Here is a 23,987-nt window from a genome sequence, read left to right on the forward strand (position 1 = left end):
CCAGGCCGGAAAAATGCATGTCTGGGCGCGATGAGTTGCGCTAAGTCACCGAGCGGGCAGCGGAAGGCTTCGGGCAGCGCGTCCATTGGCGTCAAAAGTGCGGTTCTCAATGAGGCTTCGGGCGAGATTTCGAGAGACGGTTCGAACTGGGAGCCCAGCGGGCGACCGCTCGCCGGCCGATCAGGCCGCCCCCGCGGAAGCGTTGAGAGCAGCGAATCTGCCGTGAGCGAAAATCTGGCGGAGAGAGAGTCCGCTAAACCAACATTCCACAGGGCATCAAGATACCCCATATAGCTCTATAAAATCAGCAGGTTATAGGAGTTGTCATCCCACAAGGCTCCTATATATTTTCTATTGATTTCAAGAAAAGAAGTGTAAGTAGTGTCAAAAGTCTGAAAAGCCGTTTGATATCAATGCGATAAGGCTGACACTACAACATTTGAGAAGTGTCAAAGAGGTGTCAGGCCAGCAAGGCCTCCTTAGCACCCCCATGGGTAGGCTGCGGGCCTTCCATGGCTATGGCTCAAAGGCCGACATCGGCCGGACGTAAGATAGACAGGTCAGGTCAAAAACCACAACGTGCGAAAGATTCGGCCTAGAACGGGATGAGTACAACATGGCGAGCGCTCCCCTTGCCCTCGCTTCGTCGGAAACTGCCCATGTTGGGGCGATCTCGCCGGATGCTCGAATATCTTGCCAAACTATGGACGCCGCTCGGTTTCCCCTTTCATCAGCGACACGTTCGGCATTTAACCACATTGGAACAAGTACTCTCCGCACCCCATCATGGAGGTATCGTTTGATTGCCACTGCCGCCCCCTCCGCGCTTAGAGATGCGTAGGCTGCTATTTGCCCCGAGTGATGGAAGCGGCCTTCAGGGGCCGTGGCAGGCGCGGCCGGAGTCTCGGCGACAGCAACTGGCAGCATCCGCCAAACCGGGCCGGAGAACTTGACCAAACCGCCCATTGGCATATCTCTCCGCAAGGAGCTTTCTCACCGATCCACATTCACACGCGGTAGACCGAGAAGTTCGAGCCCTCCGCAATCTGTTGCAAGGCAATCTTCACATAGGGAACCGCCGGGGCGCTGTCGTCTGTCAGGTCTCGCCACTCCAACGCATCGTGTTTATCGGGCTCGGCTACAACAGGTGTGCCCGCGAAGGCGTCTACGCCGAAGTAGAAGCCTAGCCACTCGACACCGTCAGGATTGAACACCTGCTGAACGTGGAGCAGACGGCATTCGGTGACATTGGCGGACAGGCTGGTCTCTTCAGTCAATTCTCTCACGGCGGACTCGGTAAGAGAGGTGTGCCCATCGTGGGCACCTGCCGGTAAGCTCCAATGCCCGTCTAACCAGCCAGTGCCGCTACGCCGCAGCGACAGGACCCTATCGCCGTCTCTTAGAACTGCGAACACCGCCGCATTGAGATTGTACCGCTGTCTTGTCATGGTGGCTCCTAGAAAGCCCAACTCTGCTGCAAGATCGAATGCGGTTCAATCACCTCAACGGCCTTGCCGGCGATGAGGGCGGCCGAAATTCTTCTGCCGTCGCGGGTCCTCCCCAGCCTTTGAACGCCATGCGGGGCGGCCATGCGCGATTTGTGCCCAGCTATAGAATTTTCGTTGGCCAGACTACCCGACGCGGCCGGCAATAGGTCAGATATGTTGTCCTATATCGCTTCGCGCGGTTCGTCACTTTGGGTCTGGGATCGAAAGCCGAGTCGGGCGGAGGGAACCCGGTTAGGCGCGAAGCCTTGTCGCGTATGGGGTGGAGCACTTTGGTCAGGTAGTACGGCTCGCCCCACTTTTTCGATCTGCCATAGTCGTGGTGGGTGCCTGGGGCATCCAATCGATCTTCGGGGAGAACAATCGCGTTAAAGTAGGAATAGGCGCGGATTGCTTTCACATTTGCCTTCGCCCTCTGGGGAAGGATATGAAAAGGAAGGAGAAGGGGGAAGCCATGTCGGATGACACTAAGTCTGACGAGGAACCAGAAGCGCCAACGACGCGAGAATCAGCGAAAGAGCCGTTGCCTAAGGGCAAACGGAGATCATTTAGCGGTGTTCGTCGTGAGCTAAGCGAAGAAGAGCTTGCATCCCCCGGAGTTCAAAAGACGCTACTCGACGAAATTGATAGGCTTGATAGCGATCTTCTCGAAGCAAAAGAATACCAGAGTAAATTCCACGAAGCTGACCGAAAAGCCAGCATTCTGGAAGAGAAATTTAAGACATACAAGACCGTTGAGGTAATCTCAGTGTCCTGTTTAACTGGAGGAGCGCTCATACTGGGTAATGTCCCTAGAGTTTGGGAGTCTCAACCGACTGGGTGGATGCTCCTTATCTCTGGGTCAATATTTGTTGTCGGTGGATTGATCGCGAAGGTGCTCAAACTATGAATCTGGAATTGCGATCCATAGTTGAGCCCGGAAAAATTGGGAAGGAACGTATCACCCTTCGCGCTAAGACTAAACTTGACGTGGGTGATTTCCTCATTGCCCAGTCCGGATATGTAGATGGCTCACCAACAACTGAGCTTTTTTACACTTTCTGGTTTCCTTACGAAGCTATTGACGCTGGAGATTTAGTAGTACTCTACACAAAGCCGGGGGAGCCGAGTAAAAAGCCACTTACGACCGGTAAGATTGCTCATTTTTTCTATTGGGGTATGCAGGCGGCAATATGGAACAGGGATGATTGCACGGCGGTATTGATGAACGCGCCCACATGGACAAGCAAGCATGTAACAGAGCTTAGCAAGTAGGATGTCAACCCTCTTCATCGCCCATATCCTGCCGTGATAATGACCTATCTATATACACACAACACGAAATAAGGTGCGGATTTATATTTCCTAGGAGTTGTCAATGCCACTCACGCCTGTCGAGCAAATGCTTTATTCCGCCACTAGGATAACGACATACAGAAATGGTGCTACCCTGTCTGTTGGGACTGGATTTTTCTATCTTGTGAGTCTGGAGGATGGGCGCTCGACCGTGCTTCTTGTCACTAACCGTCATGTATTTGAGAACTGTGACAGAATTGATCTATCTCTACCCTTGCGTGGGGAAAGCGGCGAGCCGTCCAAAACCTTTCACAAATGGGAGTTGATATTCCAAGGACACCCTATTGGCCATCCTGATCCAAATATTGACCTTGCGGTACTTTCAGTCACCGATTTACATCGACCTAATGGGAACGGAGGAAGAGACCTCCCTTTCTATGTCGCACTACGTCGCGAAACTATTCCAACAGCCGACGTTTGGGAGACACTTGATGCAATCGAAGACGTGATAATGGTTGGGTGTCCGAATGGGCTTTTTGATGAAGTAAACAACCTACCGATGTTTCGCAAAGGGATCACGGCCACTCATCCTGCCAAGGACTATCAGGGCCGAAAGGAGTTTATGGTAGACTTGGCGTGCTTTCCCGGTTCTTCAGGCTCACCGGTATTCCTTTACAGTACTGGGGCGAGCTATGACCGCAACACTGGCGGCTACTCCTTCGGCAGCATTCGCCTGTTCCTACTAGGGATTCTATATGCAGGCCCAACGATCAACCAACGCGGCGAGATCGTGCTTAGCCAACAGCCGTCTGTCTCCGTGGCGGCAATGATGCATTTGGGTATGGTGATCAAATCCACGCAGCTTCTCGCATTCGACGCACTCGTTAGACAGCAGATCGAACAGCAGGAAGCTTCAAACTAGCTCTTCGACCTCCGCCACCCAGCCCGGCGCGCTTCGTCCTCACTGCAAAACCAGCGCTCGCCGTATCGCGGGGAAATCACCGTCTCACGGTAGTACGTTTGGCCGGGCACATGATAGATGCGCTCCCCGGTCTCAATCGAAATGTTGCCCTTGATGTTGCAGCCGGAGCCGGGAGCCATGGCCTTCAGGCTATCGAGCGACACGTCACCTGACGTGTAGCCAACCCCCGCCGCACCCACCAGCATCAAGCCGGTAAGCATCGTGGGCACTGATAGCCGCCGTGCCTTCTTCGGCTGCTGATAGGCGGGCCGTGCCCGTGTTCGCTTCCACGTCTGCATGTTGGCAGGATGGACCGAAATGCTTGCACAGTGACGAACGCTAGAGGTTCAATTTTAGCGACTGCTGAACCGTAGACCGACAAGCTAACCCCACCGGGCGGGCTCGTAGAACTCGTAATTGCCGTTGCGGTCCAGTTTGACGCGCCAGCTTTCTTCAAGTTCCTCTAGCTGCGCATTGATCCAGTCGGCGGGTGGGTTTTCTAGGCCCATCTTCATGCGACGCGATGCGTCTTTATGCTCATTCAAATACTGCGCCGTCAGTTGCCCTATCAAATAATTGCGGCTCCCCTCGTTGTTGTCCCCGCTCGTAGATATTCGCTCCTTTAGAGACGCTATCTCTTCGTCGCGCTTGTCTAACCGGCTCTCAAGATTACTGACGCGCTCCGCAAGAAAATAGCGGCCCGCAACGAAGCCGGCCGTAGCGAACACAACGGCAAAGGTTACAAATACCCAAGGAGCCGCTTGGATTACGGCCCAATTTTCTTTCAGAAGATGAACATAATCCATTTAGGAGTCGCATCACCGAGTCATTGTGGTTGCCCAATCTCTAACCCGTCACTGGCGGCGAAAGGCTGCTGGCTTCATAGATCAAAATCGACGTCGCGCCCACGAAACATAATGCCGACGAGAAATAGAAAACAGCACGCCACTTATTGAGTGGTGGGCCGTGGTGAGGTTTGAGAAGCTTGGCATATTGCTGATCTAGAATTTGCCACGTGTCCTCAAGCTGCTGCTCCAATTCGGGGGTGAGGTCCGGTCTAGCTCGCGCAGCTTCAACGAAGTCGCGTCCGTGCTGAAGCTTCTCGCGCTGACGAATGTCCCCGTTCTGAAGCTGAATGATCGCCTTGGCTGCAAACGCTAACAGCAACCCGGCGAGATACACCCACATTGGAACCGTTGGCATGGGCAACTTGAGGACCGACACGATATCGGCCGCATTCAGCAGCAAGGCTGCAAGCGCGGTGCCATTTGCCCCCACTAGAATTGCGGTATCGTCGTCCACATAGAAAAACTTGGGTTTCATGTAGCCGCGAATGTCCGAGCGTTCATATCACCCTCCCTTGTCCCATTGGCATCATGTCACGAGTCGCACTCGGAGGGCAGTGGCGACAATGGAAGCCTTGGCGTTGCTTAGGGAATAAAAGCCAGAAGTAGGGTTGGTGATAGGGTTGGAAATCCCAATCATCCTTAATCCGCAATGAATACAACTGCTTATGGGAAGAATCTGGCGGAGAGAGAGGGATTCGAACCCTCGATACAGTTTCCCGTATACACGCGTTCCAGGCGTGCGCCTTCAACCACTCGGCCACCTCTCCGCAGCACGTCCCCGCTGGCGCGGGGCGGTCGATGGCGCTCATCTAGTCGATCCTTTGCCGAATGCCAAGCCGTGAATGCGTTCTTTCCTGCGAACGCGCTGATGGCTTCCACTATGTCGGCGATTGCCAATGTGCCCTTCCTTGCCTATCTGATGGGAGAAGAAGCCTGTCGTCGCGCCGGCGCGGGCAAACGGCCCGTTACGTTTCATGTTCAAAGCACTGCTGCGCCTGTTGTCCATGGTCATGCTCGCCATCGCCGTCATCATGGCGGTGCTGGATGCGACGCGGTCGATCGCGGCGAGCGCCGTCGTTCTGACGCCGCTGGGCGATTCCTGGGCCGCCGTGGCGCCGTCGACGCTGGAAACGATCGAACGATCGATTTCAGAGAATTTGCCGGGCTTCTTCTCCGATCCGCTGGCGACGGGCTTTCTGAGCCTGCCGGGTTTTGCGGTGTTTGCCGGCCTTGCTCTGTTGCTTGCAATTGCAGGGCGCAGGCGAGAACGCACCGCCAGCCGGTTCGTGGTACAGCGCTGACAATGCCCGCAAGGGCGAAAGGAGCGAAGAGATGTTCTTTCTGAGCGACATGCTGAACAAGAAGCTGAAGCTGCCGACCGCCAAGGAGGCGCTGCCCGGCCGTGAGCGCGCGATACCGACCGCGTCCAAGCACCATGTCTCAAAACGCCCGCTGCATGGCCCCTATCCGGAAGGGCTGGAAGTCGCCTATTTCGGCATGGGCTGCTTCTGGGGTGCCGAGCGCCTGTTCTGGGAAACGCCGGGCGTTTGGGTGACGGCGGTGGGCTATCAGGGCGGCGTGACGCCCAATCCGACCTATCAGGAAACCTGCACGGGCCTCACCGGCCATGCCGAAGTGGTGATGGTCGTCTACGACCCGTCCGAGGTCTCCTATGCGGAGCTGCTGCGGATTTTCTGGGAAAGCCACGACCCTACGCAGGGCATGCGCCAGGGCAATGATGTCGGCACGACCTACAGATCGGCGATCTACACCACCACCGATGCCCAGCATGCCGAGGCCGTCGCCTCGAAAGAGGCCTACGAAAATGCGCTGACTGCTGCCGGCCGTTCGCGCATCACCACCGAGATCGAGCCGGCGCCTGCGTTCTATTTCGCAGAAGCCGACCACCAGCAATATCTCGCCAAGAACCCTTTCGGCTATTGCGGCCTGAAGGGCACCGGCGTCACCTGCGCCGTTCCCGCGCCCGCCAGCGCCTGATTGCAGCGGCAGACCGCGTAAGGCTGAGCGCCGGAGCCACTTGGTTTCCGGTGCTCCTGCTCTTATCCAAAAGGTCAAAATTCTGCGTGAGTTTTTGCAACGCTCGTGCAACAGTAAAATCTGAGCGGGGGCTCAAACCCCTGCCGGACGGGGGTAGCCGCTTCTTGCAAGCCGGCAGCTCGCGTCGTGAAGCCAAAAAAGCAACCGACAGGGTGTGGATCATATGAAGCGTTTTGTTCTCGGCCTTCTGGCCGCCACCGCGATGACCGCTACGGCATTCGCGCAGGAAGATATCAAGCCGGGTCTTCTGTTCGACCTCGGCGGCAAGTTCGACAAGTCGTTCAACGAGGCATCGTTCGGCGGCGCCGAGAAGTTCAAGACCGAAACCGGCATCGAATATGTCGAGTTCGAAATCTCGAACGACGCCCAGCGCGAGCAGGCGCTTCGCCGCTTTGCCGAAGATGGCCGCAACCCGATCGTCATGGCCGGTTTTTCGTGGGCGTCCGCGCTCGAAATCGTCGCCGAGGAGTTCCCGGATACCGATTTCGCCATCATCGACATGGTGGTCGACAAGCCGAACGTGCGCTCCGTCGTCTACAAGGAGCAGGAAGGCTCCTACCTCGTCGGCGTGCTGGCCGCGATGGCCTCCGAGACTGGAACGGTCGGCTTCGTCGGCGGCATGCAGATCCCGCTCATCGGCAAGTTCGAGTGCGGCTACGCATCGGGCGTGATGGAGACCAACCCGGAAGCCACCGTCATCCGTAACTACACCGGCGACACGCCGGCAGCCTGGAACGATCCGACGCGCGGCGGCGAAATCACCCGTTCGCAGATCGATCAGGGCGCGGATGTTGTCTACCATGCGGCGGGCGGAACGGGCGTTGGCGTGCTTCAGGCCGCGGCGGACGCCGGCAAGCTCGGCATCGGCGTCGACTCCAACCAGAACGGCATGCATCCAGGCAGCGTGCTGACCTCGATGCTCAAGCGCGTCGACGTGGCAGTCTATAACGCGTTCACGGACGCGCAGAAGGGCGAGTTCAGCGCCGGCATCAACGTGCTCGGCCTCGCCGAGGACGGCGTCGGCTATGCCGTCGATGAAAACAACGAGAAACTCATCACCGACGAGATGAAGGCAGCGGTCGAGGAAGCCAAGGCGAAGATCATCGCCGGCGAGATCGAGGTCCACGACTTCATGAGCGACAATTCCTGCCCATACTGATCGGGAACGGGAGTCTTGCAGCGAACCGCCGGGCGCGAGCCCGGCGGTTTTCTTTTGGCGCATGAGTTTTCGCGCTCTGTGCAATGACCGACCGCCGTTCATTGCCTATCGTGGCCCGCAATGAGCTCTGATTCCTTCGGCCCCTCCCATGCAATCGCGCCGCGCCTTGCGGCGATCGTGTTCATCCTGCTTGCCGGCGTGCTGACGGGCGCGCAGCTCGGCAAGATCGCGCCGCTCATTCCCTGGTATCGCGACGAGGTCGGCTTTTCACTGGTCGAGGCCGGCTGGCTGGCGGCGATCCTCGGCATTTTCATTGCGTTGGCCGCTCTTCCAGCGGGCTTGTTGATCGACCGGATAGGCCTCAAGCGTTCCATCATGACCGGTGCACTGCTCCTGGCAGCAGGTGGTATCGCGCTCGCACTGGCGGAAACGCCCGTTGCGATCTTTGCGGCAAGGCTGGTCGAGGCTGTCGGCTATCTTGCCCTGTGTGTGGCGCTGCCGGCCATTCTCGCCGACATCTCTCCGGTCAACTGGAAGGGGCCGGTGCTGGCGATCTGGAGCGGGTTCGTCCCGCTGGGCTTTGCAACGTCGGATTTTCTGGCGCTGGCGATGCTGCCACTCTATGCGCCCTCGGCCTATCTGCTCACGATGGTGCTGCTGTTTGCCGTTCTGGCCGCAGGCGCGCTCTGGCTTGTCAGCGGCATTGCGGTTTCCGCGCCGGCAGGCGCGACGGGCGGCGTGTCGAGGACCTTGTCGCTGCCGGTCGTGCTGGTGGCCGTCGCATTCGGCGCGTTCGTGGTCCTGTCCGTCTCCATGTTCACCTTCATGCCAACCTTCGTGGCCGGCGATGGCGCGCATTTCCTCATTTCCGCCGGCGTGGTCGCGCTGAGCGTGCCCGTCGGCAACATTCTCGCCAGCCTCCTGGTGAGAGGTAGAGGCGCGGGCTACATGGCGCGGCTTGCCGTGTTCGGCTTCGCTGTCAGTGCAGCAACCGCGGTTCCGGCCTTCACGCTTGCGGACCCTGTGCTTGCGACAGTTTCGGTCTTGGCGCTGGCAATCTCGGGCGCTCTGGTGGCGTCCGCGCAGTTCGCGGCAATTCCTTTCATTACGCCTCGCGACGGCTCGGTTCCCGTGGCCATCGGTCTCGTCTGCCAGGCTGGCGGCCTCGGCACCGTGTTCGGCCCACCATTGGCGGCATCCGTGGTCGAGGCGTACGGCTGGTCCGGCTTCGGCTGGTTCCTGTCGGCTGTGGCCGTTGCGGGCCTCGCCTGCATGCTTCCTATTCTGAGTCGATACCCGGCAGCGAAAGCTAGCGCGGCGGACGCACCGCGAGCCCCTTGACCAGGATCGGTCCGGTCGGGCGCCCGACCGGCGAGCCGGGCGCATCCTCAAGCGTGATCTCGTAGAGCTGCTGCGGCTGCGGCATCGGCTGGTCGGGCCCTTGCAGGGTGATCTCGGTAGAGCGTCCGAAAGTTCCGAGCGACACCGGGCCGACGTCTCGGTCGTAAAGCGTCCAGACTTCGAGGGTTTTGCCCTGCGGCACGTCGAAATCGACCAGCGGGACGATGCGGACGGCATCGTTTCCGTAGGCTTCGACGAAAGCGCCCGGCGCGTTGTCTTCATCGGCCAGGACGACGACCACGACTGGCTCGGGAGCGGGGCCCATCGCCTGTCCCGACAGATAGCCGACGCCAAGGGCCGCAAGCAGGCAGGCGGCGATTAGCCCGCCGCGCCAGCCTGCGAACTGGTGTGCGTAAGGCCGTTTCAGCTGAAGTATGCCTTTGCGGCTCGGATCGGGCGCTCGCAAGGTCGTCACGTCGAGGCGCTCGCGAGCACTGTCGGCGGCGGTCATCTGGGGCATATCGGCGATCCGCTCGGCCACCGTCTGCCACATGTCGCCGGGCACCTCCGCCGGAGCGACATCCTTGTCGAACGCATGGAAGCGTTCGGCAAGCTGGACGACGCAGTCGCGAAATTCCGCGTCCACCTCCATGTCGCGCTCCGCCCGGGTGCGCTCCTTCTCGTCCATCAGGCCCAGCACATAGTCTCCGGCACGCGCCATGCGTTCCTCGCGGCTCATGACATGCACTCCTGCAAGGCAATGACGCCGCGTCTTATCCATGCCTTGACGGTGCCGATCGGCGCCTTGAGCCGCCCGGCGATTTCCCCGTGCGTGAAGCCTCCCACATAAGCCAGAACGATGGAGCGGCGGCGTACGGGTTCCAGCTGATCGAGGCAGCGCCGCAGGTCGCTTGCGGCGGGCAGCGCCTCATAGGCAAGATCCGCGTCGCTGCCAGCGTCGCCAAGTTCTGCCAGCATCTGCGGCTCTACAAATTCCATGCGTTGGCCGTCACGAACCATGTTCAGTGCACGGTTGCGAACCATCGTGGTCATCCATGCCCGCCCGGAGCCGCGCATCGGGTCAAACATGGTGGCCTTGCGCCAGATGGTGACAAATGCGTCCTGCACCGCTTCCTCGGCTAGGTCGGCTCGGCGCACGATGCGTCGCGCGACCGCGATAAGGCGACCGGCCTCGAGCTTGAACAGTTCCGCGAGCGCGGTTCGATCTCCGGCGGCAACCCGTTCGAGGAGAAGGGTACTCGCATCGTCCTGATTGTCCGCACTCATGCAGCGATCGCTCTCCTCGCACCAGCCAGCCCGATATGCAGATTACACGCGAAATCATCGAAACGATGCAGACGGAAGAAAATTTTCTCTCGCTGCATCCAGCAGGCGTGCCTCGCGGGTAACCACAATGCGGACATGTGCCGCCAACGCCATTTTACACCTAGAGGAGACAAGCCATGAAGCCCACCACCCGGACAATCATCCGCTCCACGCTCGCTGGCGCATCGTTTATCGCACTGACTGCGGCGGCCACCGCAGCACCCGCAGTCGGTCTCGTCGGCGACAAGACCCTCGTATGGTTTGACACCGACAATGCCGAAGTCACGCGCAGCGTCGAGGTTGAAGGCGTCGATAGCCTGATGGGTATCGACGTACGTCCGTCGAACAAGATGCTCTACGGCGTTGACGGAAACGGCATGATCGTGACGATCGACCTGGAGAGCGGCGCTGCTACCATGGGCGCTGAACTGTCGGAGAAGCTGCCTGACGGCGTGACCGCCAGCGTCAACTTCAACCCGGTTGCCGACAAGCTTCGCCTGATGGGCTCGGATGGCACCAATCTGCGCATCGATGTCGAGACCGGCGCTGCGACCGTCGACGGGAGCCTCAACTTCGAGCCCGGCGACGCGAACGCCGAAGCCACGCCCAACGTGGTGGCGACCGCTTACACCAACGGGCTGGACAAGCCGGAAAAGACCTCGATGTGGGACATCGACGCGTCGTTGGGCGCGCTGCTGCGCCAGACGGCGCCAAATGACGGCACGCTGGCCACCATCGGCATGCTCGGCATCGAAGGCGCCGATCACTACGCCATCGATTTCGAGGTGCGCGCCATCGACGACAACGTTCTCTGGCTTGCCGCCGGCAACGGCCTCTACACCGTCAATGTCGAAAGTGGTGCGGCAACCATGGAGTCCGAATTCAGCGGCCTCGACGGCACGCTGCGCGACATCGCCATCCTGCCGGCCATGTAAGTTCGTATCCCCACCCGCGAAGCCGCCGCTACCAGTGCGGCGGCTTCGTCACCGGGACGTCCGGTGAAGCCTGTTCTTCCAGTTCCAGGAAACGTTCGGTCAAGGCGTCGAGCTTGCGCTGCAGCTTGTCGATCGTCTTCCACTGTTCGGCGATCTCCTGCGACAGCTCCGAAATGGTCTTCTCCTGCTCGGCCGCCAGGATTTCGAGTTGGGTCAGGCGCGCCTCGTCGCTCATGCCTTGATGCCTTCCAGAGCGGCGCGCAGACCAGGATCGAGCTGCGTCGGTCGGCGCGTTGCACGGTCGACATACACGTGGATGAAGAACCCTTCGGCGGCGGTCGTCTGCTCCTCGTTGCGAAAAAGTCCGACTTCGTAGCGCACCGACGACGAGCCGAGCCGCGCCACCCGAATGCCGGCCGTCACCATGTCGGGAAACGCCATCTCCGAGAAATAGCGGCAGCCGGTTTCCACAACCAGACCGATCTGCTCGCCCTGGTGGATGTCGAGCACCCCTTGTTCGATCAGCCAGCCATTCACCGCCGTGTCGAACAGCGAATAGTGCACCACATTGTTCATGTGGCCGTAGAGGTCATTGTCCATCCAGCGCGTCGCAATCGAGCGGAACGCGCGGTAGTCGCCGCGGCTCGATGGGGTGGGGCGCTCGCTCACCACGCTGCCCGATAGATCGCCAGCGCGTCGGCCTCGTTCACGTCGCGTGGATTGTTGACCAGCAGGCGCTGCTGTTTCATCGCGTCGGACGCCATCTTGGCCAGATGCCCTTCGCCGATGCCGACATCGCGCAATCGCGGTTGCAGCCCGACCTTGCGCGACAGCGTCGCCAGCTCCTCGATGAAGGCGGCGCAGCGACCCTGCACGCCATCCTCGGCGGCGAGCTGCGGAAACGCGTCGGCGGCGATCTCCGCATAGAGATGCGCCGCATCCGGCGCGTTGAAGCGCAGCACATGCGGCAGCACCAGCGCGTTGGAAAGCCCATGCGGGATATGGAACGTGCCGCCGATTGGATAGGCAAGCGCATGCACCGCGGCCACCGGCGAATTGGCGAAGGCCTGGCCCGCCAGCATGGACCCCAGCAGCATCGCGCCGCGCGCCTCGATGTTGCTGCCGTCGAGCACGGCCGTCTCGATGTTGGCGCCCAGCAATTGCAGCGCCTGACGGGCGAGCATCCGCGACAGCGGGTTGTTGTTGGCGCTTTTCGACGCATAGGCCTCGATCGCATGCACCATCGCATCGATGCCGGTGGCGGCGGTAATTGCCGGCGGCAGGCCCAGTGTCAGCTCGGCGTCGAGAACCGCGATGTCGGGCAGGATGATTGGCGAGGAAACGCCGCGCTTTTCTTCCTCGCCAACGGTGATGATGGAGACCGGTGTCACCTCCGATCCGGTGCCCGCCGTGGTGGGCACCAGCGCCAGCGGCAGGCGCGGCCCTTTGGCCTGCGCCACGCCCCAGGCCGCGTCGAGATCCTCTCCGGAACCGATCAGCAGGGCGGCGAGCTTGGCCACGTCGAGCGAAGATCCGCCGCCGAAACCCGCGACGCCTGTGGTGCCTGCCGCGCGGCCGGCCTCAACCGCCTTTTCAAGTGTCTGGCGCGACGGGTCCGCCTCGACGGCATCGAAAACGGTGACCGTCGCACCCTCCGCCTCCAGCGATGTTATCGCATTGTCGCAAAGCCCGAGCTTGCGCAGGCCCGGATCGGTGACGAACAGCACCGCGGGCCCGAGCTTGCGGCCGGCGAGCGCGCCGAACCGGCGCGCGGCCCCCGGCTCGAAGATCACGGATGGCGTTGTGTTGAAGGTGAAGGGGGCAAAGGCGTGGGTATCCATGCCATCGAAATTGACAAGGGCGCGCTGATTTGTCGAGAGTGAACCGGGATTGTGGCAAGTTGAGCGCATTGGCAAGGCGGAAATCGCCATGCTAGATGTCTTGACCAAACGATAAAAACAAAGTTCCAGAGGGGTTGATCGGGCGCATGGCAGAAGCTGCGATCGAACTGGTCGGCATAAACAAGAGTTTCGGCGCGGTTCACGCCAACCGGGACATCCATCTCGAGATTCCGCGCGGCACCATTCACGGCATCATCGGCGAGAACGGCGCGGGCAAATCGACCCTGATGTCGATCCTGTACGGCTTCTATCAGGCCGACAGCGGCGAGATTCGCGTGTCGGGGAAGCAGATCCAGATCGGCACGCCGAACGACGCGATCGCGGCCGGCATCGGCATGGTCCATCAGCATTTCATGCTGGTGCAGAACTTCACCGTCCTGGAAAATGTCATCCTCGGCGCCGAGGGCGAGGCGCTGCTGGGCTCCTCCATCGCCAAGGCGCGCGCGGAACTCGTGCGGCTGGAGAAGGAATACGGCCTCGAGGTCAATCCCAACGCGATCATCGAGGAACTGCCTGTCGGCCTGCAGCAGCGCGTGGAAATCCTCAAGGCGCTCTATCGCGGCGCCGAAATCCTCATACTGGACGAGCCGACCGGCGTGCTCACGCCGGCCGAGGCCGACCATCTGTTCCGTATCCTCGCCCAGTTGAAGGATGAGGGTAAGACCATCGTCCTGATCACGCACAAACTACGCGAGATCATGGCCATCACCGACAACGTCTCGGTCATGCGGCAGGGCCAGATGGTCGCCACGCGCAAGACCGCCGAAACCACGGTCGAGGAATTGGCCGAGCTTATGGTCGGGCGTCGCGTGCTGCTACAGGTGGAGAAGGGCGCAGCCAAACCCGGCGAGTTCAAGCTGTCGGTCAAGAACCTGACGGTGAAGGATTCGCGCGGCGTGACCATGGTCAATGACGTCTCCTTCGACGTGCGCGCCGGCGAGATCGTCGGCATCGCGGGCGTTGCCGGCAACGGCCAGTCCGAGCTTCTTGAAACCATCGCCGGCATCCGCCGCGCCGAATCCGGCACCGTCATGCTCGATGGCAAGCCGATCGACGTGACCGGGCTGGCCGATCCCGGCGAATTGCGCGACCGGGGCCTCGCCCACGTTCCGGAAGACCGCCACTATGTCGGCCTCGTCCTGCCGTTCGAGGAATACGAGAATTCGATCCTCGGCTATCACGACCACAAGCAGTATCTGCGCGGCCCCTTTCTCGACATCGAGGCGATCCGGGCCGATGCCCGCGAAAAGATCGAGAAATACGACATCCGCCCCACCAACGAGCGGTTGAAGACGGCCAATTTCTCCGGCGGCAACCAGCAGAAGATCGTGCTGGCACGCGAGATGGAGAAGGACCCGGGCGTTCTGGTCGTCGGCCAGCCGACGCGCGGTGTCGACGTCGGCGCCATCGAGTTCATCCACAAGCGCCTCATCGACATGCGCGACGCCGGCAAGGCCGTGCTGCTGGTCTCGGTGGAGCTGGACGAAATCCGCTCGCTGTCCGACCGCATCCTCGTCATGTTCGACGGTCGCATCGTCGGCGAGCGCGACAGCGAAGCGAGCGAGGGCGAATTGGGCCTGCTCATTGCCGGCGTCGAACAACAGGAGGCCGCGGAATGAGCGCGCCCTACGCAAAGCTTCCGGCCTGGGCCGACTATGGACTGATCCCCGTCATCAATCTCGTCGTCGCCTTCGCGGTCGCGGGGCTGGTCGTGCTGCTGGTGGGGGAGAACCCTTTCCGGGCGGCCGCGATCATGGTCGAGGGCGCATTCGGCGGTGGACGCAACATCGCCTACACGCTCTATTATTCGACGAGCTTCATCTTCACCGGCCTTGCGGTTGCGGTCGCCTTCCACGGCGGCCTGTTCAATATCGGCGGCGAGGGGCAGGCCTATGTCGGCGGGCTCGGCGTCGCGCTGGTTTGTCTGACGTTTGATTCCCTTCTGCCGTGGTGGCTCACCTTTCCGCTCGCGATTCTCGGCGCGGCGGCCATCGGTGCGGCCTGGGCTTTCATTCCCGCCTATCTGCAGGCCAAGCGCGGCTCGCATATCGTCATCACGACGATCATGTTCAACTTCATCGCCGCCAGCCTGATGGTCTATCTGCTGGTGGGCGTGCTCAAGCCCACCGGGTCGATGGCGCCGCAGACCCGCACCTTCCTCGACGGCGGGCAGCTCCCCAAGCTCAACTGGCTGATGGAGGCTTTCGGCTTCACCGTGCGCTCGTCGCCGTTCAACATATCGTTCCTGCTGGCGCTCCTCTGCGCCTTCCTCGTCTGGCTTCTGATCTGGCGGACGCGACTCGGCTACGAGATCCGCACACAGGGTTTCAGTCCCAAGGCCGCGCGCTATGCCGGCATCGGCGAGGTGCGCATCATCATCATCACCATGATGATTTCGGGCGCGCTCGCCGGCATGATGGCCCTCAACCCGGTGATGGGCGACCAGAACCGGCTTCAGCTCGATTTCGTCACCGGCGCGGGCTTCGTCGGCATCGCCGTGGCGTTGATGGGCCGCTCGCATCCGGCCGGCATCGTTCCGGCCGCCATCCTCTTCGGCATGCTTTACCAGGGCGGGGCGGAACTTGCCTTCGAGATGCCCAACATCAGCCGCGACATGATCGTCATCATCCAGGGCCTCGTCATCCTGTTTGCCGGCGCGCTCGAGCACATGTTCCGGCCCTCGGTGCAGGCGCTGTTTGCAAGCCTCAGTCCGAAGTCCATGGGCGTGACCGCTGCCCGGCAGGGAGACGCCTGAGATGGAGTTCTTCAACACCCTCGTCGTCATCCTCGACTCCACGATCCGCCTGTCGATCCCGCTGCTGCTGGCCTGTCTCGCTGGTCTCTATTCGGAGCGTTCCGGCATCTTCGACATCGGCCTCGAGGGCAAGATGCTGGCCGGCGCGTTCGCGGCGGGTGCCGCGGCGGCAGTGTATGGTTCTGCCTGGTATGGGCTCGGCGCGGCGATCCTGGTTTCAGGGTTCCTGGCGCTCGTTCACGGCTTTGCCTCGATCACCCATCGCGGCAACCAGATCGTCTCGGGCGTTGCCATCAACTTCATAGCTGCCGGCTCCACCATCATTCTCGGGCAGGCCTGGTTCAGCCAGGGCGGCCGCACGCCCTCGCTCGGGGGCGACAGCCGCTTCGGTGCCATCACCCTTCCTTTTGCCGAGGCCGTGCGCGATGTCCCGGTTGTCGGCTACGTCTATTACGAGCTGATTTCCGGTCAATCGATCCTCGCCTATTTCGCCTTCTTCATGGTCTTCGCCACATGGTGGGTGCTGTTCCGCACCCGCTTTGGCCTGCGCCTGCGCGCAGTCGGTGAAAACCCGGCGGCGGTCGACACCGCCGGCATCTCGGTCACATGGCTGCGCTATCGGGCCGTGCTGATCACCGGCGCACTCTGCGGCGTCGCGGGCACCTATCTGGCGCTGACGCAGAATGCCGGCTTCGTGAAGGACATGACCGCCGGTCGCGGCTTCATCGCGCTTGCAGCCCTCATCTTCGCCAAATGGCGGCCTGTGCCGGCGATGTTCGCCTGTCTGCTGTTCGGCTTCCTCGACGCGCTGGCGATCCGCCTGCAGGGCACGCCACTGCCGCTGGTCGGCCGTGTGCCGGTGCAGTTCTTCCAGGCGCTGCCCTATGTGCTGACCGTGATCCTGCTTGCAGGCTTCATCGGCAAGGCGATCCCGCCGCGCGCCGGCGGCGTGCCCTATGTGAAGGAGCGTTGAGTGAGATTGTTAGAGTGCCGCGATGTCGCATGATCTTTTCCTCGCTGCGCGTGAAGCGATGGCGAAATGCCATGCGCCGTATTCCAGATTTCCGGTCGGCGCCGCGATCCGCACCGAGGACGGGCGCATCTTTGCCGGCGCCAACATCGAGGTCGCGTCCTATCCCGAGGGCTGGTGCGCGGAAACGACGGCGCTCGGCCACTATGTGATGGGCGGTGGCGGCAGAATCACCGAGATCGCGGTGGTCGCCGAAAAGATGCCGCGCATCACGCCCTGCGGCGGCTGCCGCCAGCGGCTCGCAGAGTTCGCCGGGCCGGACGCACGGCTTCACCTGTGCGATGAAACGGGTGTCGTCCAGACCCTGACCATGGGCGAGATCCTGCCGCTGGGCTTTGCCGGAGACATCCTCAAATGAACCGCACCATCGCGAAGATCACCGAGGCGCTGGAGGGGCGCACGCCCAAGACGGCGCTGGTTCTGGGCTCCGGGCTTGGCAGCCTCGTCGACGAGGTCGAGAACGCGGTGCGCATCCCCTATTCCGAGCTGCCGGTCTTTCCGCACAGCGGCGTGACCGGCCATGCCGGACAGCTCGTCGCCGGCGAGCTCGGCGGCACGCCTGTCATCATGCTGGCCGGACGCGCGCATTATTACGAGCACGGCAACCCCGCGGCCATGCGGCCGGCGCTGGAGGCGCTGACCGGCATCGGCATCGAGAAGCTGATCCTCACCAACGCGGCCGGCTCGCTGGAGCCCGATATGGGCCCCGGCTCGGTGATGCTGATCACCGATCACATCAATTTTTCCGGCACCAACCCGCTCTTCGGCGAACCGACGGACCGGCGTTTTGTCGGCCTGACAGAAGCCTACGATGCCGGCATCCGCGCCGCATTCGAGAAGGCTGCGGAAGCAACCGGCACGGCGCTTCACAAGGGCGTCTACATGTGGTTCTCCGGTCCGTCCTTCGAGACACCGGCGGAGATCCGCATGGCGCGCATCATGGGTGCCAACGCCGTCGGCATGTCGACCGTGCCGGAGGTGATCGTCGCGCGTTTCCTCGGCCTGCGCGTGGCCGCCTGCTCTGTGATCACCAACCTCGCCGCTGGCATGACCGGCAGCGAGCTTTCGCATGACGAGACGAAGGAGATGGCGCCGCTCGGCGGCCAGCGTCTCGCAACGATCCTGAAGAAAATGTTCGCCGACGGACTGGTCGACGGGTAGGCGCCGGCCATGCTCCCTCAGGAAATCGTCAGGAAAAAGCGCGATCGGCAGCCGCTGGCGCGCGATGAGATTGCCGCTTTCGTAGCCGGCCTTACCGACGGTTCCTTCTCCGAGGGGCAGGTCGCGGCGCTCGGCATGGCGATCTTCCTCAACGGCATGGAGCGCGACGAAGCCGTCGCGCTGACGCTCGCGATGCGCGATTCCGGCACGGTGCTCGACTGGTCCGACCTCCCTGGCCCGGTGACGGACAAGCATTCGACTGGCGGCGTCGGCGACAACGTGTCCCTGATGCTCGCCCCGATCGTCGCGACCTGCGGCGCCTATGTGCCGATGATCTCCGGCAGGGGGCTAGGCCACACCGGCGGCACGCTCGACAAGATGGATGCCATCCCCGGCTATGCCAGCCAGCCCGACAAGGCGCTGTTCCGCAAGGTGGTGCGCGAGGTGAGCTGCGCGGTCATCGGCCAGACGGCCGATCTGGCGCCGGCCGACAAGCGCTTCTATGCCATTCGCGACGTGACCGGCACGGTCGAATCGATCCCGCTGATTACCGCGTCCATCCTGTCCAAGAAGCTTGCTGCCGGGCTCCAGTCGCTGGTGCTCGACGTGAAGGCGGGCAATGGCGCTTTCATGGCAACGAAGAAGAGTGCTTCCGGGCTCGCGCAAAGCCTGGTCGAGGTCGCGAACGGCGCCGGCCTGCCGACCACGGCGCTGATGACCGACATGAACCAGCCGCTGGCAAGTGCTGCCGGCAACGCCGTCGAGGTCGCCAATGCCGTCGATTTCCTCACCGGCCGCGCCCGCGACCGCCGACTGGAGGAGGTGACGCTGGCGCTTGCGGCCGAGATGCTGCTCGCGGCCGGCATCGCATCCACCCACCGTCAGGCCGACAGCCTCGCCGGCAATGCACTTTCGTCCGGCCGCGCCGCGGATGTCTTCGGCCGCATGGTCTCGGCTTTGGGCGGCCCGGCGGACTTCGTCGATAAGTACGAGACCTACCTGCCTCAGGCGCCCGTCATACGGCCGGTGAAGTCCGGTAAGTCGGGCTTCGTAACGGCGATAGCATCGCGCGACGTCGGCATCGCCGTCGTTGCGCTCGGCGGCGGCCGCACCAAGCCGGAAGACGTGATCGACCACGCCGTCGGCATAACCGCGCTGGTGCCGGTCGGCACCGATATCGGCAAGGGTGACGCGCTTGCGATCGTCCATGCGCGCAATGAGGCCGACGCCGACCAGGCGGAAGCGGCGGTTCGTGCCGCCTACACGTTGGGCGAGGTCAGGCCGCGTATGCCTCGGCCAGTTATCCGCCGAATCGCGCTGTCCGCCTGATTGCGAAAAACATTAAACCGAACGGTTGACATTCGAACTGGCGCGCTCTAATTCAACCATATGGTTGAAAATGAAGCCGCCCAACTCGATGCCGTCTTCCACGCGCTGTCCGACGCGACCCGCAGGGCGATGCTGCACACGCTGTCGACCGGAGAAAGAAGTGTCGGCGAGCTGGCCGCGCCATTTTCAATGAGCCTCGCGGGCGCCTCCAAGCACGTGAAGGTGCTGGAAGGCGCAGGCCTCGTGCGCCGCGAGATACGGGGCCGCACGCATCTGTGCCGGCTCGACGCGGCGCGGCTCGCCGAGGCGCAGGCCTGGCTTCGCTACTACGAGCGCTTCTGGACCGGCCGCCTGGACGCGCTGGATGCGCTGCTGCGCGCCGAGGACGAACAGATGGAGAATTCGAAATGACCGACAAGCAACCTGTCACCTTGCAGGTGAAACGCCGGTTCGACGCATCGGCGGAGCGGGTCTTCGACGCATGGCTCGATCCGGAGACCGCCGGCAAATGGCTCTTTCGCAGCGAGGAAGGTGAGACCGTCACTGGCCGTGTGGATGCACGGGTCGGCGGCAGCTTTGCCTTTGTCAGCCACCGCAAGGATGGCGACATCGAACATACCGGCGATTATCTGGAGATCGACCGGCCGCGACGGCTGGTCTTCACCTTCGCGGTGCTGGCATTCAGCCCGGAATACGACCGCGTGACGATCGAGATCGCGCGTCTCGATAAGGGATGCGAACTGACGCTCACGAGCGAGATGGCGCCGGATGTCTTTGCCGAGTGGGGCGAGCAGACCCGCAACGGCTGGACGATGATGCTCGATGCCCTCGCGGCTGAACTGGAGGCCTGAGCCATGTTCAGGGTCGATGCGACCGCGGACGGGCAGGGTATCGTTTCCGAGCCTGCCACGGTGCGGATAGAAAAGCTGCTGCCGGGGCCGGTCGAGCGCATATGGGACTATCTCACCGATCCCGCCAAGCGGCGGCTCTGGCTGGCTGCCGGTATCTTGGAGCCCCACCCCGGCGGGCAGGTCGAGCACCTGTTCCGTCACCGGGAACTGTCCGACGAGGCAACCCCGGAAAGATACCGCGACTTTGAGGACAGCCCCGCCATGCACGGCGAGGTCACGCAATGGGATCCGCCGCGCACCCTCGCCTATACATGGCCCGGCGACAGCGGTGCGAGCGAGGTCACTTTCGAGCTCTTTCCCGAAGGCAGCCAAGTGCTGCTTGTTGTGACCCACCGGCGGCTGCGCGATCCGGAGACGATGGTCAGCGTCGCCAGCGGTTGGGATGCGCATCTGGGCATCCTTGCCGACCAGCTGTCGGGCGAAACGCCGCGCGGCTTCTGGAGCGCCCATGCGCGGCTCGAAGCAATCTATCGGGATCGCCTCGCGTTGACGACGGAGCGGGGCACGACGCCCGAGCACATGGTGCAGGTCGAGCGGGAGTTCGACGCATCCGCTGCGGCACTTTACGCGGCCTGGACCGAGCCCGCTGTGATGAACCGCTGGTTCGGCAGGGTGGACGCGGACGTCCGCCCAGGCGGCCGCTTTCGCGTCGAAAGCGATGGCGACGACGGCGAGGTGTTCGCCCATGTCGGAAAATACCTCGCGCTGGAACCGGACCGACTGGTCAAGCAGACCTTTGCCGTCGAAAGCGAGGAACCGAATCCGTACGTCGACGAATTCATTGCGATCTCGTTTCGCGACTTATCCGACGGACACGCCCGTCTCATCCTGTCTGACGGCTGGGATGGTTTGGCGCCCACCGACGAGGACATCGAAAAGACCCGCCAGGGATGGAGCCTCTGGCTCGATTTCCTCGACCGGCTGTTCGACGAAAATCCTGCCTCGAGGAGAACATGATGAACCCGACCTATTCCGGCGGCCGCAACATCGCCATGAAGGTGCCGCCGCACCAGTATGATGAAACGGTGCGCTTCTATCGCGATGTCATCGGCCTTGCCCTGATCGAGGGCCACGAGCCTGCCGTCGGCTTTCACTTCGGGGCTAACCAGCTCTGGATCGACAAAGCGCCGGGCATGAGCCAGGCCGAAATCTGGCTGGAAATCGTCATGGACGACAAGGACGCCGCCGCCGACCATCTGGCGAAGGCCGGTATCGCCCGCCGCGATGAGATCGAGCCGCTGGGCCCGGATTTCAAGGGGTTCTGGATATCCAGCCCTTCGTCGATCATCCACCTCGTCGACGAAAAGACCGGAGCCTGGTGAATACGAAAGGGCAAACCCGATGATACGATGCAATCTGTCCTCGGTGACGGTGCTCGACCAGCAGAAGGCCGAGGATTTCTATGTCGGCAGGCTGGGCTTCGTGAAGAAGCACGACGTTCCGGCCGGTGGCGCGCGCTGGCTCACCGTTCAGGCCGCCGACGGTTCCGGTGTGGAGCTGCTGCTGGAGCCGGCGGGCATGGATTTCGCGCGGGACTACCAGCAAGCGCTTTACGAGCGCGACATCCCCTTCACCCAGCTCGGCTGCGATGACGTGAAGGCGGAATACGAGCGGTTGACGGGGCTCGGCGTCGTTTTCCGCGGTGAACCGCGTGCGCCCGCGCCGGGCATGCCGCTGATGGCCACCTTCGAAGATGGCTGCGGAAACCTGATCCTGCTGGTCGAGGGCTGACCGCCTACGCGTCTGCCGCGCGCCGGAAATGGATGACGGTTCCGTCTTCCAGGCTGCCGCGTGCCGTTTCCTGAAACCCGAGGCGACCAGCGAGCTGCACGGAAGGCGTGTTGCCCTCGCTGATGATGCAGCTCAGGGGAACGCCGCGATGGTTCTGATCGGCCCAGCCGAGGATGGCTGTCATCGCTTCCCGCGCAAGACCTTTTCCCTGTACGGAAGGGTGCAGGACCCAGCCGGCCTCCAGCGTGCCGTCCAGCGTGGGTTCGATCGCGCGCTTGATGTCCATCAGCCCGGCCTCGCCGACAAGCATTCCAGAGTCCCGATCCGTCAGTGTCCAGAAGCCGGCGCCCAGCACGGCCCACAGGCCGCGCGAACGCAGGATGCGACCCCAGCATTCCGACCTGGTGAGCGGACGCCCGCTGATGAACCGCACAACATCGTCATGGGTCCAGAGATCGGTGTAGACGTCGAGGTCTTCCGGGCGATGCTCCCTCAGGATGAGGCGCTCGGTGTGAAGAACGGGAACGGTGCTCATTGTCCGCCGAGCTTTTCAGCAATCAATGCGGCAAGCCTTGTCGCCACCTCGTTCTTGCTCATCTCCGGCCATTCCTCGGCGCCATCCGCCGTGACGATGCGGACGAGATTGCGGTCGCCGCCCATCACGCCCGACGCGTTGACCCCGCTGTCGTGCGAAACGTCGTTGGCGACGATCAGGTCGGCGCCCTTCTTCTTCAGCTTCGTGCGGGCGTTTTCGAGCACGTTCTGCGTTTCGGCCGCAAAGCCCACCACCAGCTTCGGCCGGTCGGCGTGGTGCCCGATGGTGGCAAGGATGTCCGGGTTCTCGACCATCTGCAGCGCCGGTGGGCCCTTGCCGACCTCCTTCTTGATCTTCTCACCGGCCTCGCCCTCGGTACGCCAGTCGGCAACCGCTGCAACGAAAACGCCGGCGTCGGCAGGCAGCGCCGCTTCCACGGCGGCTTTCATCTGCCGGGCAGATTCGACGTGGATGACATTGACGCCGGCCGGGTCGGCGAGCGTCACCGGACCCGATACGAGATGCACCTCCGCGCCGAGCCGCGCTAGCGCGCCGGCGATCGCATGGCCCTGCTTGCCCGAGGACCGATTGGCGATGTAGCGCACGGGGTCGATCGGCTCGTGCGTCGGTCCCGATGTCACCACGATCTTGCGGCCGGCAAGCGGTTTTGGCGCCTCGTCCAGCAGAGCCTCGATCGCGGCGACGATCTCCAGCGGTTCGGCCATGCGGCCGTCACCGGCCTCGCCGCTCTCGGCCATCTCGCCGCGCCCCGGTCCGACGAAGGCGACGCCGTCCCGCTCCAATGTCGCGCGATTGCGGCGCGTGGCCGGATGGCTCCACATGCGCGGGTTCATGGCCGGCGCGATCAGCACCTTCTTGTCGGTGGCCATCAGCGTGGTCGATGCGAGGTCGTTGGCGAGCCCGTTCGCCATCTTCGCCATCAGGTCGGCGGTGGCAGGCGCCACGACCACAAGGTCGGCCTCCCGCGAGAGGCGGATATGGCCGACATCGTGCTCGTCCTGCCGGTCGAAAAGGTCGCTGAACACATGATCGGCCGAGAGTGCGCCGACAGCCAGCGGCGTCACGAATTCCCGTGCCGCAGCAGTCATCACGCAGCGCACCGACGCGCCGCGCTCGCGCAGGCGCCGTATCAGGTCGAGGCATTTGTAGGCCGCGATGCCGCCGCCGATGATGAGCAGGATGCGTTTGCCGGAAAGGATCATGCG

The 23,987-nt window shown here is 62.4% G+C and carries 31 protein-coding genes and 1 tRNA gene; 19 read left to right on the forward strand and 13 right to left on the reverse strand.

Annotation, left to right across the window (positions count from 1 at the left end):
* Positions 1-516: 516 nt before the first annotated feature.
* Both ACVJNE_RS08755 and ACVJNE_RS08760 read right to left on the reverse strand, forming a co-directional pair.
* A complete protein-coding gene (locus ACVJNE_RS08755) occupies positions 517-972 on the reverse strand; it encodes an RES family NAD+ phosphorylase (protein WP_499564754.1) in 456 nt (151 codons plus the stop codon).
* 35 nt (positions 973-1,007) lie between these two features.
* Positions 1,008-1,448 (reverse strand): NUDIX domain-containing protein, encoded by a 441-nt coding sequence (locus tag ACVJNE_RS08760; protein ID WP_499564756.1) that lies wholly within the window; start codon positions 1,446-1,448, stop codon positions 1,008-1,010.
* Positions 1,449-1,932: 484 nt separating this feature from the next.
* On the opposite strand from ACVJNE_RS08760, the gene ACVJNE_RS08765 reads away from it, so the two are divergent.
* The 3 genes from ACVJNE_RS08765 (at position 1,933) to ACVJNE_RS08775 (ending at position 3,702) form a co-directional block, all read left to right on the forward strand.
* Positions 1,933-2,394 (forward strand): hypothetical protein, encoded by a 462-nt coding sequence (locus tag ACVJNE_RS08765; protein WP_499564758.1) that lies wholly within the window; start codon positions 1,933-1,935, stop codon positions 2,392-2,394.
* A complete protein-coding gene (locus ACVJNE_RS08770; RefSeq protein WP_499564760.1) occupies positions 2,391-2,759 on the forward strand; it encodes a hypothetical protein in 369 nt (122 codons plus the stop codon). Before ACVJNE_RS08765 ends, ACVJNE_RS08770 begins: the two co-directional genes overlap by 4 nt.
* 103 nt (positions 2,760-2,862) lie before the next feature.
* Entirely contained in the window at positions 2,863-3,702 is an 840-nt protein-coding gene (locus ACVJNE_RS08775) for a S1 family peptidase (protein ID WP_499564762.1), read from the forward strand.
* Here ACVJNE_RS08775 and ACVJNE_RS08780 read toward each other — a convergent pair.
* The 4 genes from ACVJNE_RS08780 to ACVJNE_RS08795 form a co-directional block, all read right to left on the reverse strand.
* Entirely contained in the window at positions 3,699-3,962 is a 264-nt protein-coding gene (locus ACVJNE_RS08780; RefSeq protein ID WP_499564927.1) for a sunset domain-containing protein, read from the reverse strand. The genes ACVJNE_RS08775 and ACVJNE_RS08780 overlap by 4 nt on opposite strands.
* A 162-nt stretch (positions 3,963-4,124) precedes the next feature.
* Entirely contained in the window at positions 4,125-4,547 is a 423-nt protein-coding gene (locus tag ACVJNE_RS08785) for a hypothetical protein (protein WP_499564764.1), read from the reverse strand.
* Positions 4,548-4,587: 40 nt separating this feature from the next.
* A complete protein-coding gene (locus ACVJNE_RS08790; RefSeq protein ID WP_499564766.1) occupies positions 4,588-5,064 on the reverse strand; it encodes a hypothetical protein in 477 nt (158 codons plus the stop codon).
* Positions 5,065-5,266: 202 nt separating this feature from the next.
* A tRNA-Ser gene (locus ACVJNE_RS08795) sits at positions 5,267-5,356 on the reverse strand.
* 207 nt (positions 5,357-5,563) lie between these two features.
* Between ACVJNE_RS08795 and ACVJNE_RS08800 the strand changes: the two genes are divergently transcribed.
* The 4 genes from ACVJNE_RS08800 to ACVJNE_RS08815 all read left to right on the forward strand — a co-directional run bounded on the left by ACVJNE_RS08800 (position 5,564) and on the right by ACVJNE_RS08815 (position 9,147).
* Positions 5,564-5,890, forward strand: coding sequence for a hypothetical protein (locus ACVJNE_RS08800; protein ID WP_499564768.1), 327 nt, complete (start codon positions 5,564-5,566; stop codon positions 5,888-5,890).
* A 31-nt stretch (positions 5,891-5,921) separates the two neighbouring features.
* A complete protein-coding gene (gene msrA, locus ACVJNE_RS08805; protein ID WP_499564770.1) occupies positions 5,922-6,587 on the forward strand; it encodes a peptide-methionine (S)-S-oxide reductase MsrA in 666 nt (221 codons plus the stop codon).
* A gap of 223 nt (positions 6,588-6,810) precedes the next feature.
* A complete protein-coding gene (locus tag ACVJNE_RS08810; protein WP_499564772.1) occupies positions 6,811-7,806 on the forward strand; it encodes a BMP family lipoprotein in 996 nt (331 codons plus the stop codon).
* 120 nt (positions 7,807-7,926) lie between these two features.
* Positions 7,927-9,147, forward strand: a complete 1,221-nt coding sequence (locus tag ACVJNE_RS08815; protein ID WP_499564774.1) for an MFS transporter — start codon at positions 7,927-7,929, stop codon at positions 9,145-9,147.
* On the opposite strand, the gene ACVJNE_RS08820 is transcribed toward ACVJNE_RS08815, so the two are convergent.
* Both ACVJNE_RS08820 and ACVJNE_RS08825 read right to left on the reverse strand, forming a co-directional pair.
* Positions 9,116-9,886 carry an anti-sigma factor gene (locus ACVJNE_RS08820; protein WP_499564775.1) on the reverse strand — a complete coding sequence of 257 codons (771 nt, stop codon included), beginning with the start codon at positions 9,884-9,886 and terminating at the stop codon, positions 9,116-9,118. The two genes, ACVJNE_RS08815 and ACVJNE_RS08820, sit on opposite strands and share 32 nt — an antisense overlap.
* Complete coding sequence (locus tag ACVJNE_RS08825) at positions 9,883-10,434, reverse strand: sigma-70 family RNA polymerase sigma factor (protein WP_421928248.1); 552 nt, start codon at positions 10,432-10,434, stop codon at positions 9,883-9,885. Before ACVJNE_RS08825 ends, ACVJNE_RS08820 begins: the two co-directional genes overlap by 4 nt.
* Positions 10,435-10,610: 176 nt before the next feature.
* On the opposite strand from ACVJNE_RS08825, the gene ACVJNE_RS08830 reads away from it, so the two are divergent.
* Entirely contained in the window at positions 10,611-11,408 is a 798-nt protein-coding gene (locus ACVJNE_RS08830) for a DUF4394 domain-containing protein (RefSeq protein WP_173188066.1), read from the forward strand.
* A 28-nt stretch (positions 11,409-11,436) separates the two neighbouring features.
* Here the strand turns inward: ACVJNE_RS08830 and ACVJNE_RS08835 are convergent, their stop codons facing one another.
* The 3 genes from ACVJNE_RS08835 to ACVJNE_RS08845 are packed head-to-tail and all read right to left on the reverse strand — an operon-like array spanning position 11,437 to position 13,249.
* Positions 11,437-11,643 (reverse strand): SlyX family protein, encoded by a 207-nt coding sequence (locus ACVJNE_RS08835; RefSeq protein WP_173188064.1) that lies wholly within the window; start codon positions 11,641-11,643, stop codon positions 11,437-11,439.
* On the reverse strand, positions 11,640-12,077 hold the full coding sequence (locus ACVJNE_RS08840) for an acyl-CoA thioesterase (RefSeq protein ID WP_499564778.1): 438 nt from the start codon (positions 12,075-12,077) through the stop codon (positions 11,640-11,642). The genes ACVJNE_RS08835 and ACVJNE_RS08840 overlap by 4 nt, the downstream gene beginning before the upstream one ends.
* Entirely contained in the window at positions 12,074-13,249 is a 1,176-nt protein-coding gene (locus ACVJNE_RS08845) for an iron-containing alcohol dehydrogenase (protein WP_499564780.1), read from the reverse strand. Before ACVJNE_RS08845 ends, ACVJNE_RS08840 begins: the two co-directional genes overlap by 4 nt.
* Before the next feature lie 146 nt (positions 13,250-13,395).
* Between ACVJNE_RS08845 and ACVJNE_RS08850 the strand changes: the two genes are divergently transcribed.
* The 11 genes from ACVJNE_RS08850 to ACVJNE_RS08900 are packed head-to-tail and all read left to right on the forward strand — an operon-like array spanning position 13,396 to position 22,226.
* Positions 13,396-14,928: an ABC transporter ATP-binding protein gene (locus ACVJNE_RS08850; RefSeq protein ID WP_499564782.1), complete on the forward strand. Its 1,533-nt coding sequence runs from the start codon at positions 13,396-13,398 to the stop codon at positions 14,926-14,928.
* Positions 14,925-16,064, forward strand: coding sequence for an ABC transporter permease (locus ACVJNE_RS08855; protein ID WP_499564784.1), 1,140 nt, complete (start codon positions 14,925-14,927; stop codon positions 16,062-16,064). Before ACVJNE_RS08850 ends, ACVJNE_RS08855 begins: the two co-directional genes overlap by 4 nt.
* 1 nt (position 16,065) lies before the next feature.
* Positions 16,066-17,037 (forward strand): ABC transporter permease, encoded by a 972-nt coding sequence (locus tag ACVJNE_RS08860; protein WP_173188060.1) that lies wholly within the window; start codon positions 16,066-16,068, stop codon positions 17,035-17,037.
* Between the two features lie 22 nt (positions 17,038-17,059).
* Positions 17,060-17,452: a cytidine deaminase gene (gene cdd / locus ACVJNE_RS08865; RefSeq protein ID WP_499564786.1), complete on the forward strand. Its 393-nt coding sequence runs from the start codon at positions 17,060-17,062 to the stop codon at positions 17,450-17,452.
* Entirely contained in the window at positions 17,449-18,255 is an 807-nt protein-coding gene (locus ACVJNE_RS08870; protein ID WP_499564788.1) for a purine-nucleoside phosphorylase, read from the forward strand. The genes cdd and ACVJNE_RS08870 overlap by 4 nt, the downstream gene beginning before the upstream one ends.
* 9 nt (positions 18,256-18,264) lie before the next feature.
* A complete protein-coding gene (gene deoA, locus ACVJNE_RS08875; protein ID WP_499564790.1) occupies positions 18,265-19,584 on the forward strand; it encodes a thymidine phosphorylase in 1,320 nt (439 codons plus the stop codon).
* 60 nt (positions 19,585-19,644) lie between these two features.
* Positions 19,645-19,995, forward strand: a complete 351-nt coding sequence (locus ACVJNE_RS08880; protein WP_499564792.1) for an ArsR/SmtB family transcription factor — start codon at positions 19,645-19,647, stop codon at positions 19,993-19,995.
* On the forward strand, positions 19,992-20,435 hold the full coding sequence (locus ACVJNE_RS08885; RefSeq protein ID WP_499564794.1) for an SRPBCC family protein: 444 nt from the start codon (positions 19,992-19,994) through the stop codon (positions 20,433-20,435). Before ACVJNE_RS08880 ends, ACVJNE_RS08885 begins: the two co-directional genes overlap by 4 nt.
* 3 nt (positions 20,436-20,438) lie before the next feature.
* The gene (locus tag ACVJNE_RS08890; RefSeq protein ID WP_499564796.1) at positions 20,439-21,452 is read left to right on the forward strand and encodes an SRPBCC domain-containing protein; all 1,014 of its coding nucleotides are present in this window, start codon (positions 20,439-20,441) and stop codon (positions 21,450-21,452) included.
* Positions 21,452-21,817 (forward strand): VOC family protein, encoded by a 366-nt coding sequence (locus ACVJNE_RS08895; protein WP_499564798.1) that lies wholly within the window; start codon positions 21,452-21,454, stop codon positions 21,815-21,817. Before ACVJNE_RS08890 ends, ACVJNE_RS08895 begins: the two co-directional genes overlap by 1 nt.
* A gap of 19 nt (positions 21,818-21,836) precedes the next feature.
* The gene (locus ACVJNE_RS08900; protein ID WP_499564800.1) at positions 21,837-22,226 is read left to right on the forward strand and encodes a VOC family protein; all 390 of its coding nucleotides are present in this window, start codon (positions 21,837-21,839) and stop codon (positions 22,224-22,226) included.
* A gap of 4 nt (positions 22,227-22,230) precedes the next feature.
* On the opposite strand, the gene ACVJNE_RS08905 is transcribed toward ACVJNE_RS08900, so the two are convergent.
* Both ACVJNE_RS08905 and coaBC read right to left on the reverse strand, forming a co-directional pair.
* The gene (locus tag ACVJNE_RS08905) at positions 22,231-22,761 is read right to left on the reverse strand and encodes a GNAT family N-acetyltransferase (protein ID WP_499564802.1); all 531 of its coding nucleotides are present in this window, start codon (positions 22,759-22,761) and stop codon (positions 22,231-22,233) included.
* On the reverse strand, positions 22,758-23,984 hold the full coding sequence (gene coaBC, locus ACVJNE_RS08910) for a bifunctional phosphopantothenoylcysteine decarboxylase/phosphopantothenate--cysteine ligase CoaBC (RefSeq protein ID WP_499564804.1): 1,227 nt from the start codon (positions 23,982-23,984) through the stop codon (positions 22,758-22,760). The genes ACVJNE_RS08905 and coaBC overlap by 4 nt, the downstream gene beginning before the upstream one ends.
* Positions 23,985-23,987 lie beyond the last annotated feature (3 nt).

The sequence above is a fragment of the Mesorhizobium sp. DxT genome, from assembly GCF_058448885.1.

What these genes read in the sequence shown, in the direction of transcription:
- ACVJNE_RS08860 (WP_173188060.1), top strand. Translation starts at nt 16,066, where the DNA reads ATGGAGTTCTTCAACACCCTCGTCGTCATCCTCGACTCCACGATCCGC.
- ACVJNE_RS08780 (WP_499564927.1), bottom strand. Translation starts at nt 3,962, where the DNA reads ATGCTTACCGGCTTGATGCTGGTGGGTGCGGCGGGGGTTGGCTACACG.
- ACVJNE_RS08770 (WP_499564760.1), top strand. Translation starts at nt 2,391, where the DNA reads ATGAATCTGGAATTGCGATCCATAGTTGAGCCCGGAAAAATTGGGAAG.
- ACVJNE_RS08905 (WP_499564802.1), bottom strand. Translation starts at nt 22,761, where the DNA reads ATGAGCACCGTTCCCGTTCTTCACACCGAGCGCCTCATCCTGAGGGAG.
- ACVJNE_RS08785 (WP_499564764.1), bottom strand. Translation starts at nt 4,547, where the DNA reads ATGGATTATGTTCATCTTCTGAAAGAAAATTGGGCCGTAATCCAAGCG.
- ACVJNE_RS08845 (WP_499564780.1), bottom strand. Translation starts at nt 13,249, where the DNA reads ATGGATACCCACGCCTTTGCCCCCTTCACCTTCAACACAACGCCATCC.
- ACVJNE_RS08855 (WP_499564784.1), top strand. Translation starts at nt 14,925, where the DNA reads ATGAGCGCGCCCTACGCAAAGCTTCCGGCCTGGGCCGACTATGGACTG.
- ACVJNE_RS08815 (WP_499564774.1), top strand. Translation starts at nt 7,927, where the DNA reads ATGAGCTCTGATTCCTTCGGCCCCTCCCATGCAATCGCGCCGCGCCTT.
- ACVJNE_RS08765 (WP_499564758.1), top strand. Translation starts at nt 1,933, where the DNA reads ATGAAAAGGAAGGAGAAGGGGGAAGCCATGTCGGATGACACTAAGTCT.
- cdd (WP_499564786.1), top strand. Translation starts at nt 17,060, where the DNA reads ATGTCGCATGATCTTTTCCTCGCTGCGCGTGAAGCGATGGCGAAATGC.
- ACVJNE_RS08835 (WP_173188064.1), bottom strand. Translation starts at nt 11,643, where the DNA reads ATGAGCGACGAGGCGCGCCTGACCCAACTCGAAATCCTGGCGGCCGAG.
- ACVJNE_RS08790 (WP_499564766.1), bottom strand. Translation starts at nt 5,064, where the DNA reads ATGAAACCCAAGTTTTTCTATGTGGACGACGATACCGCAATTCTAGTG.
- ACVJNE_RS08755 (WP_499564754.1), bottom strand. Translation starts at nt 972, where the DNA reads ATGCCAATGGGCGGTTTGGTCAAGTTCTCCGGCCCGGTTTGGCGGATG.
- ACVJNE_RS08810 (WP_499564772.1), top strand. Translation starts at nt 6,811, where the DNA reads ATGAAGCGTTTTGTTCTCGGCCTTCTGGCCGCCACCGCGATGACCGCT.
- ACVJNE_RS08880 (WP_499564792.1), top strand. Translation starts at nt 19,645, where the DNA reads ATGGTTGAAAATGAAGCCGCCCAACTCGATGCCGTCTTCCACGCGCTG.
- msrA (WP_499564770.1), top strand. Translation starts at nt 5,922, where the DNA reads ATGTTCTTTCTGAGCGACATGCTGAACAAGAAGCTGAAGCTGCCGACC.
- ACVJNE_RS08775 (WP_499564762.1), top strand. Translation starts at nt 2,863, where the DNA reads ATGCCACTCACGCCTGTCGAGCAAATGCTTTATTCCGCCACTAGGATA.
- ACVJNE_RS08760 (WP_499564756.1), bottom strand. Translation starts at nt 1,448, where the DNA reads ATGACAAGACAGCGGTACAATCTCAATGCGGCGGTGTTCGCAGTTCTA.
- ACVJNE_RS08800 (WP_499564768.1), top strand. Translation starts at nt 5,564, where the DNA reads ATGTTCAAAGCACTGCTGCGCCTGTTGTCCATGGTCATGCTCGCCATC.
- ACVJNE_RS08870 (WP_499564788.1), top strand. Translation starts at nt 17,449, where the DNA reads ATGAACCGCACCATCGCGAAGATCACCGAGGCGCTGGAGGGGCGCACG.
- coaBC (WP_499564804.1), bottom strand. Translation starts at nt 23,984, where the DNA reads ATGATCCTTTCCGGCAAACGCATCCTGCTCATCATCGGCGGCGGCATC.
- ACVJNE_RS08820 (WP_499564775.1), bottom strand. Translation starts at nt 9,886, where the DNA reads ATGAGCCGCGAGGAACGCATGGCGCGTGCCGGAGACTATGTGCTGGGC.
- ACVJNE_RS08830 (WP_173188066.1), top strand. Translation starts at nt 10,611, where the DNA reads ATGAAGCCCACCACCCGGACAATCATCCGCTCCACGCTCGCTGGCGCA.
- ACVJNE_RS08900 (WP_499564800.1), top strand. Translation starts at nt 21,837, where the DNA reads ATGATACGATGCAATCTGTCCTCGGTGACGGTGCTCGACCAGCAGAAG.
- ACVJNE_RS08825 (WP_421928248.1), bottom strand. Translation starts at nt 10,434, where the DNA reads ATGAGTGCGGACAATCAGGACGATGCGAGTACCCTTCTCCTCGAACGG.
- deoA (WP_499564790.1), top strand. Translation starts at nt 18,265, where the DNA reads ATGCTCCCTCAGGAAATCGTCAGGAAAAAGCGCGATCGGCAGCCGCTG.
- ACVJNE_RS08895 (WP_499564798.1), top strand. Translation starts at nt 21,452, where the DNA reads ATGAACCCGACCTATTCCGGCGGCCGCAACATCGCCATGAAGGTGCCG.
- ACVJNE_RS08890 (WP_499564796.1), top strand. Translation starts at nt 20,439, where the DNA reads ATGTTCAGGGTCGATGCGACCGCGGACGGGCAGGGTATCGTTTCCGAG.
- ACVJNE_RS08885 (WP_499564794.1), top strand. Translation starts at nt 19,992, where the DNA reads ATGACCGACAAGCAACCTGTCACCTTGCAGGTGAAACGCCGGTTCGAC.
- ACVJNE_RS08850 (WP_499564782.1), top strand. Translation starts at nt 13,396, where the DNA reads ATGGCAGAAGCTGCGATCGAACTGGTCGGCATAAACAAGAGTTTCGGC.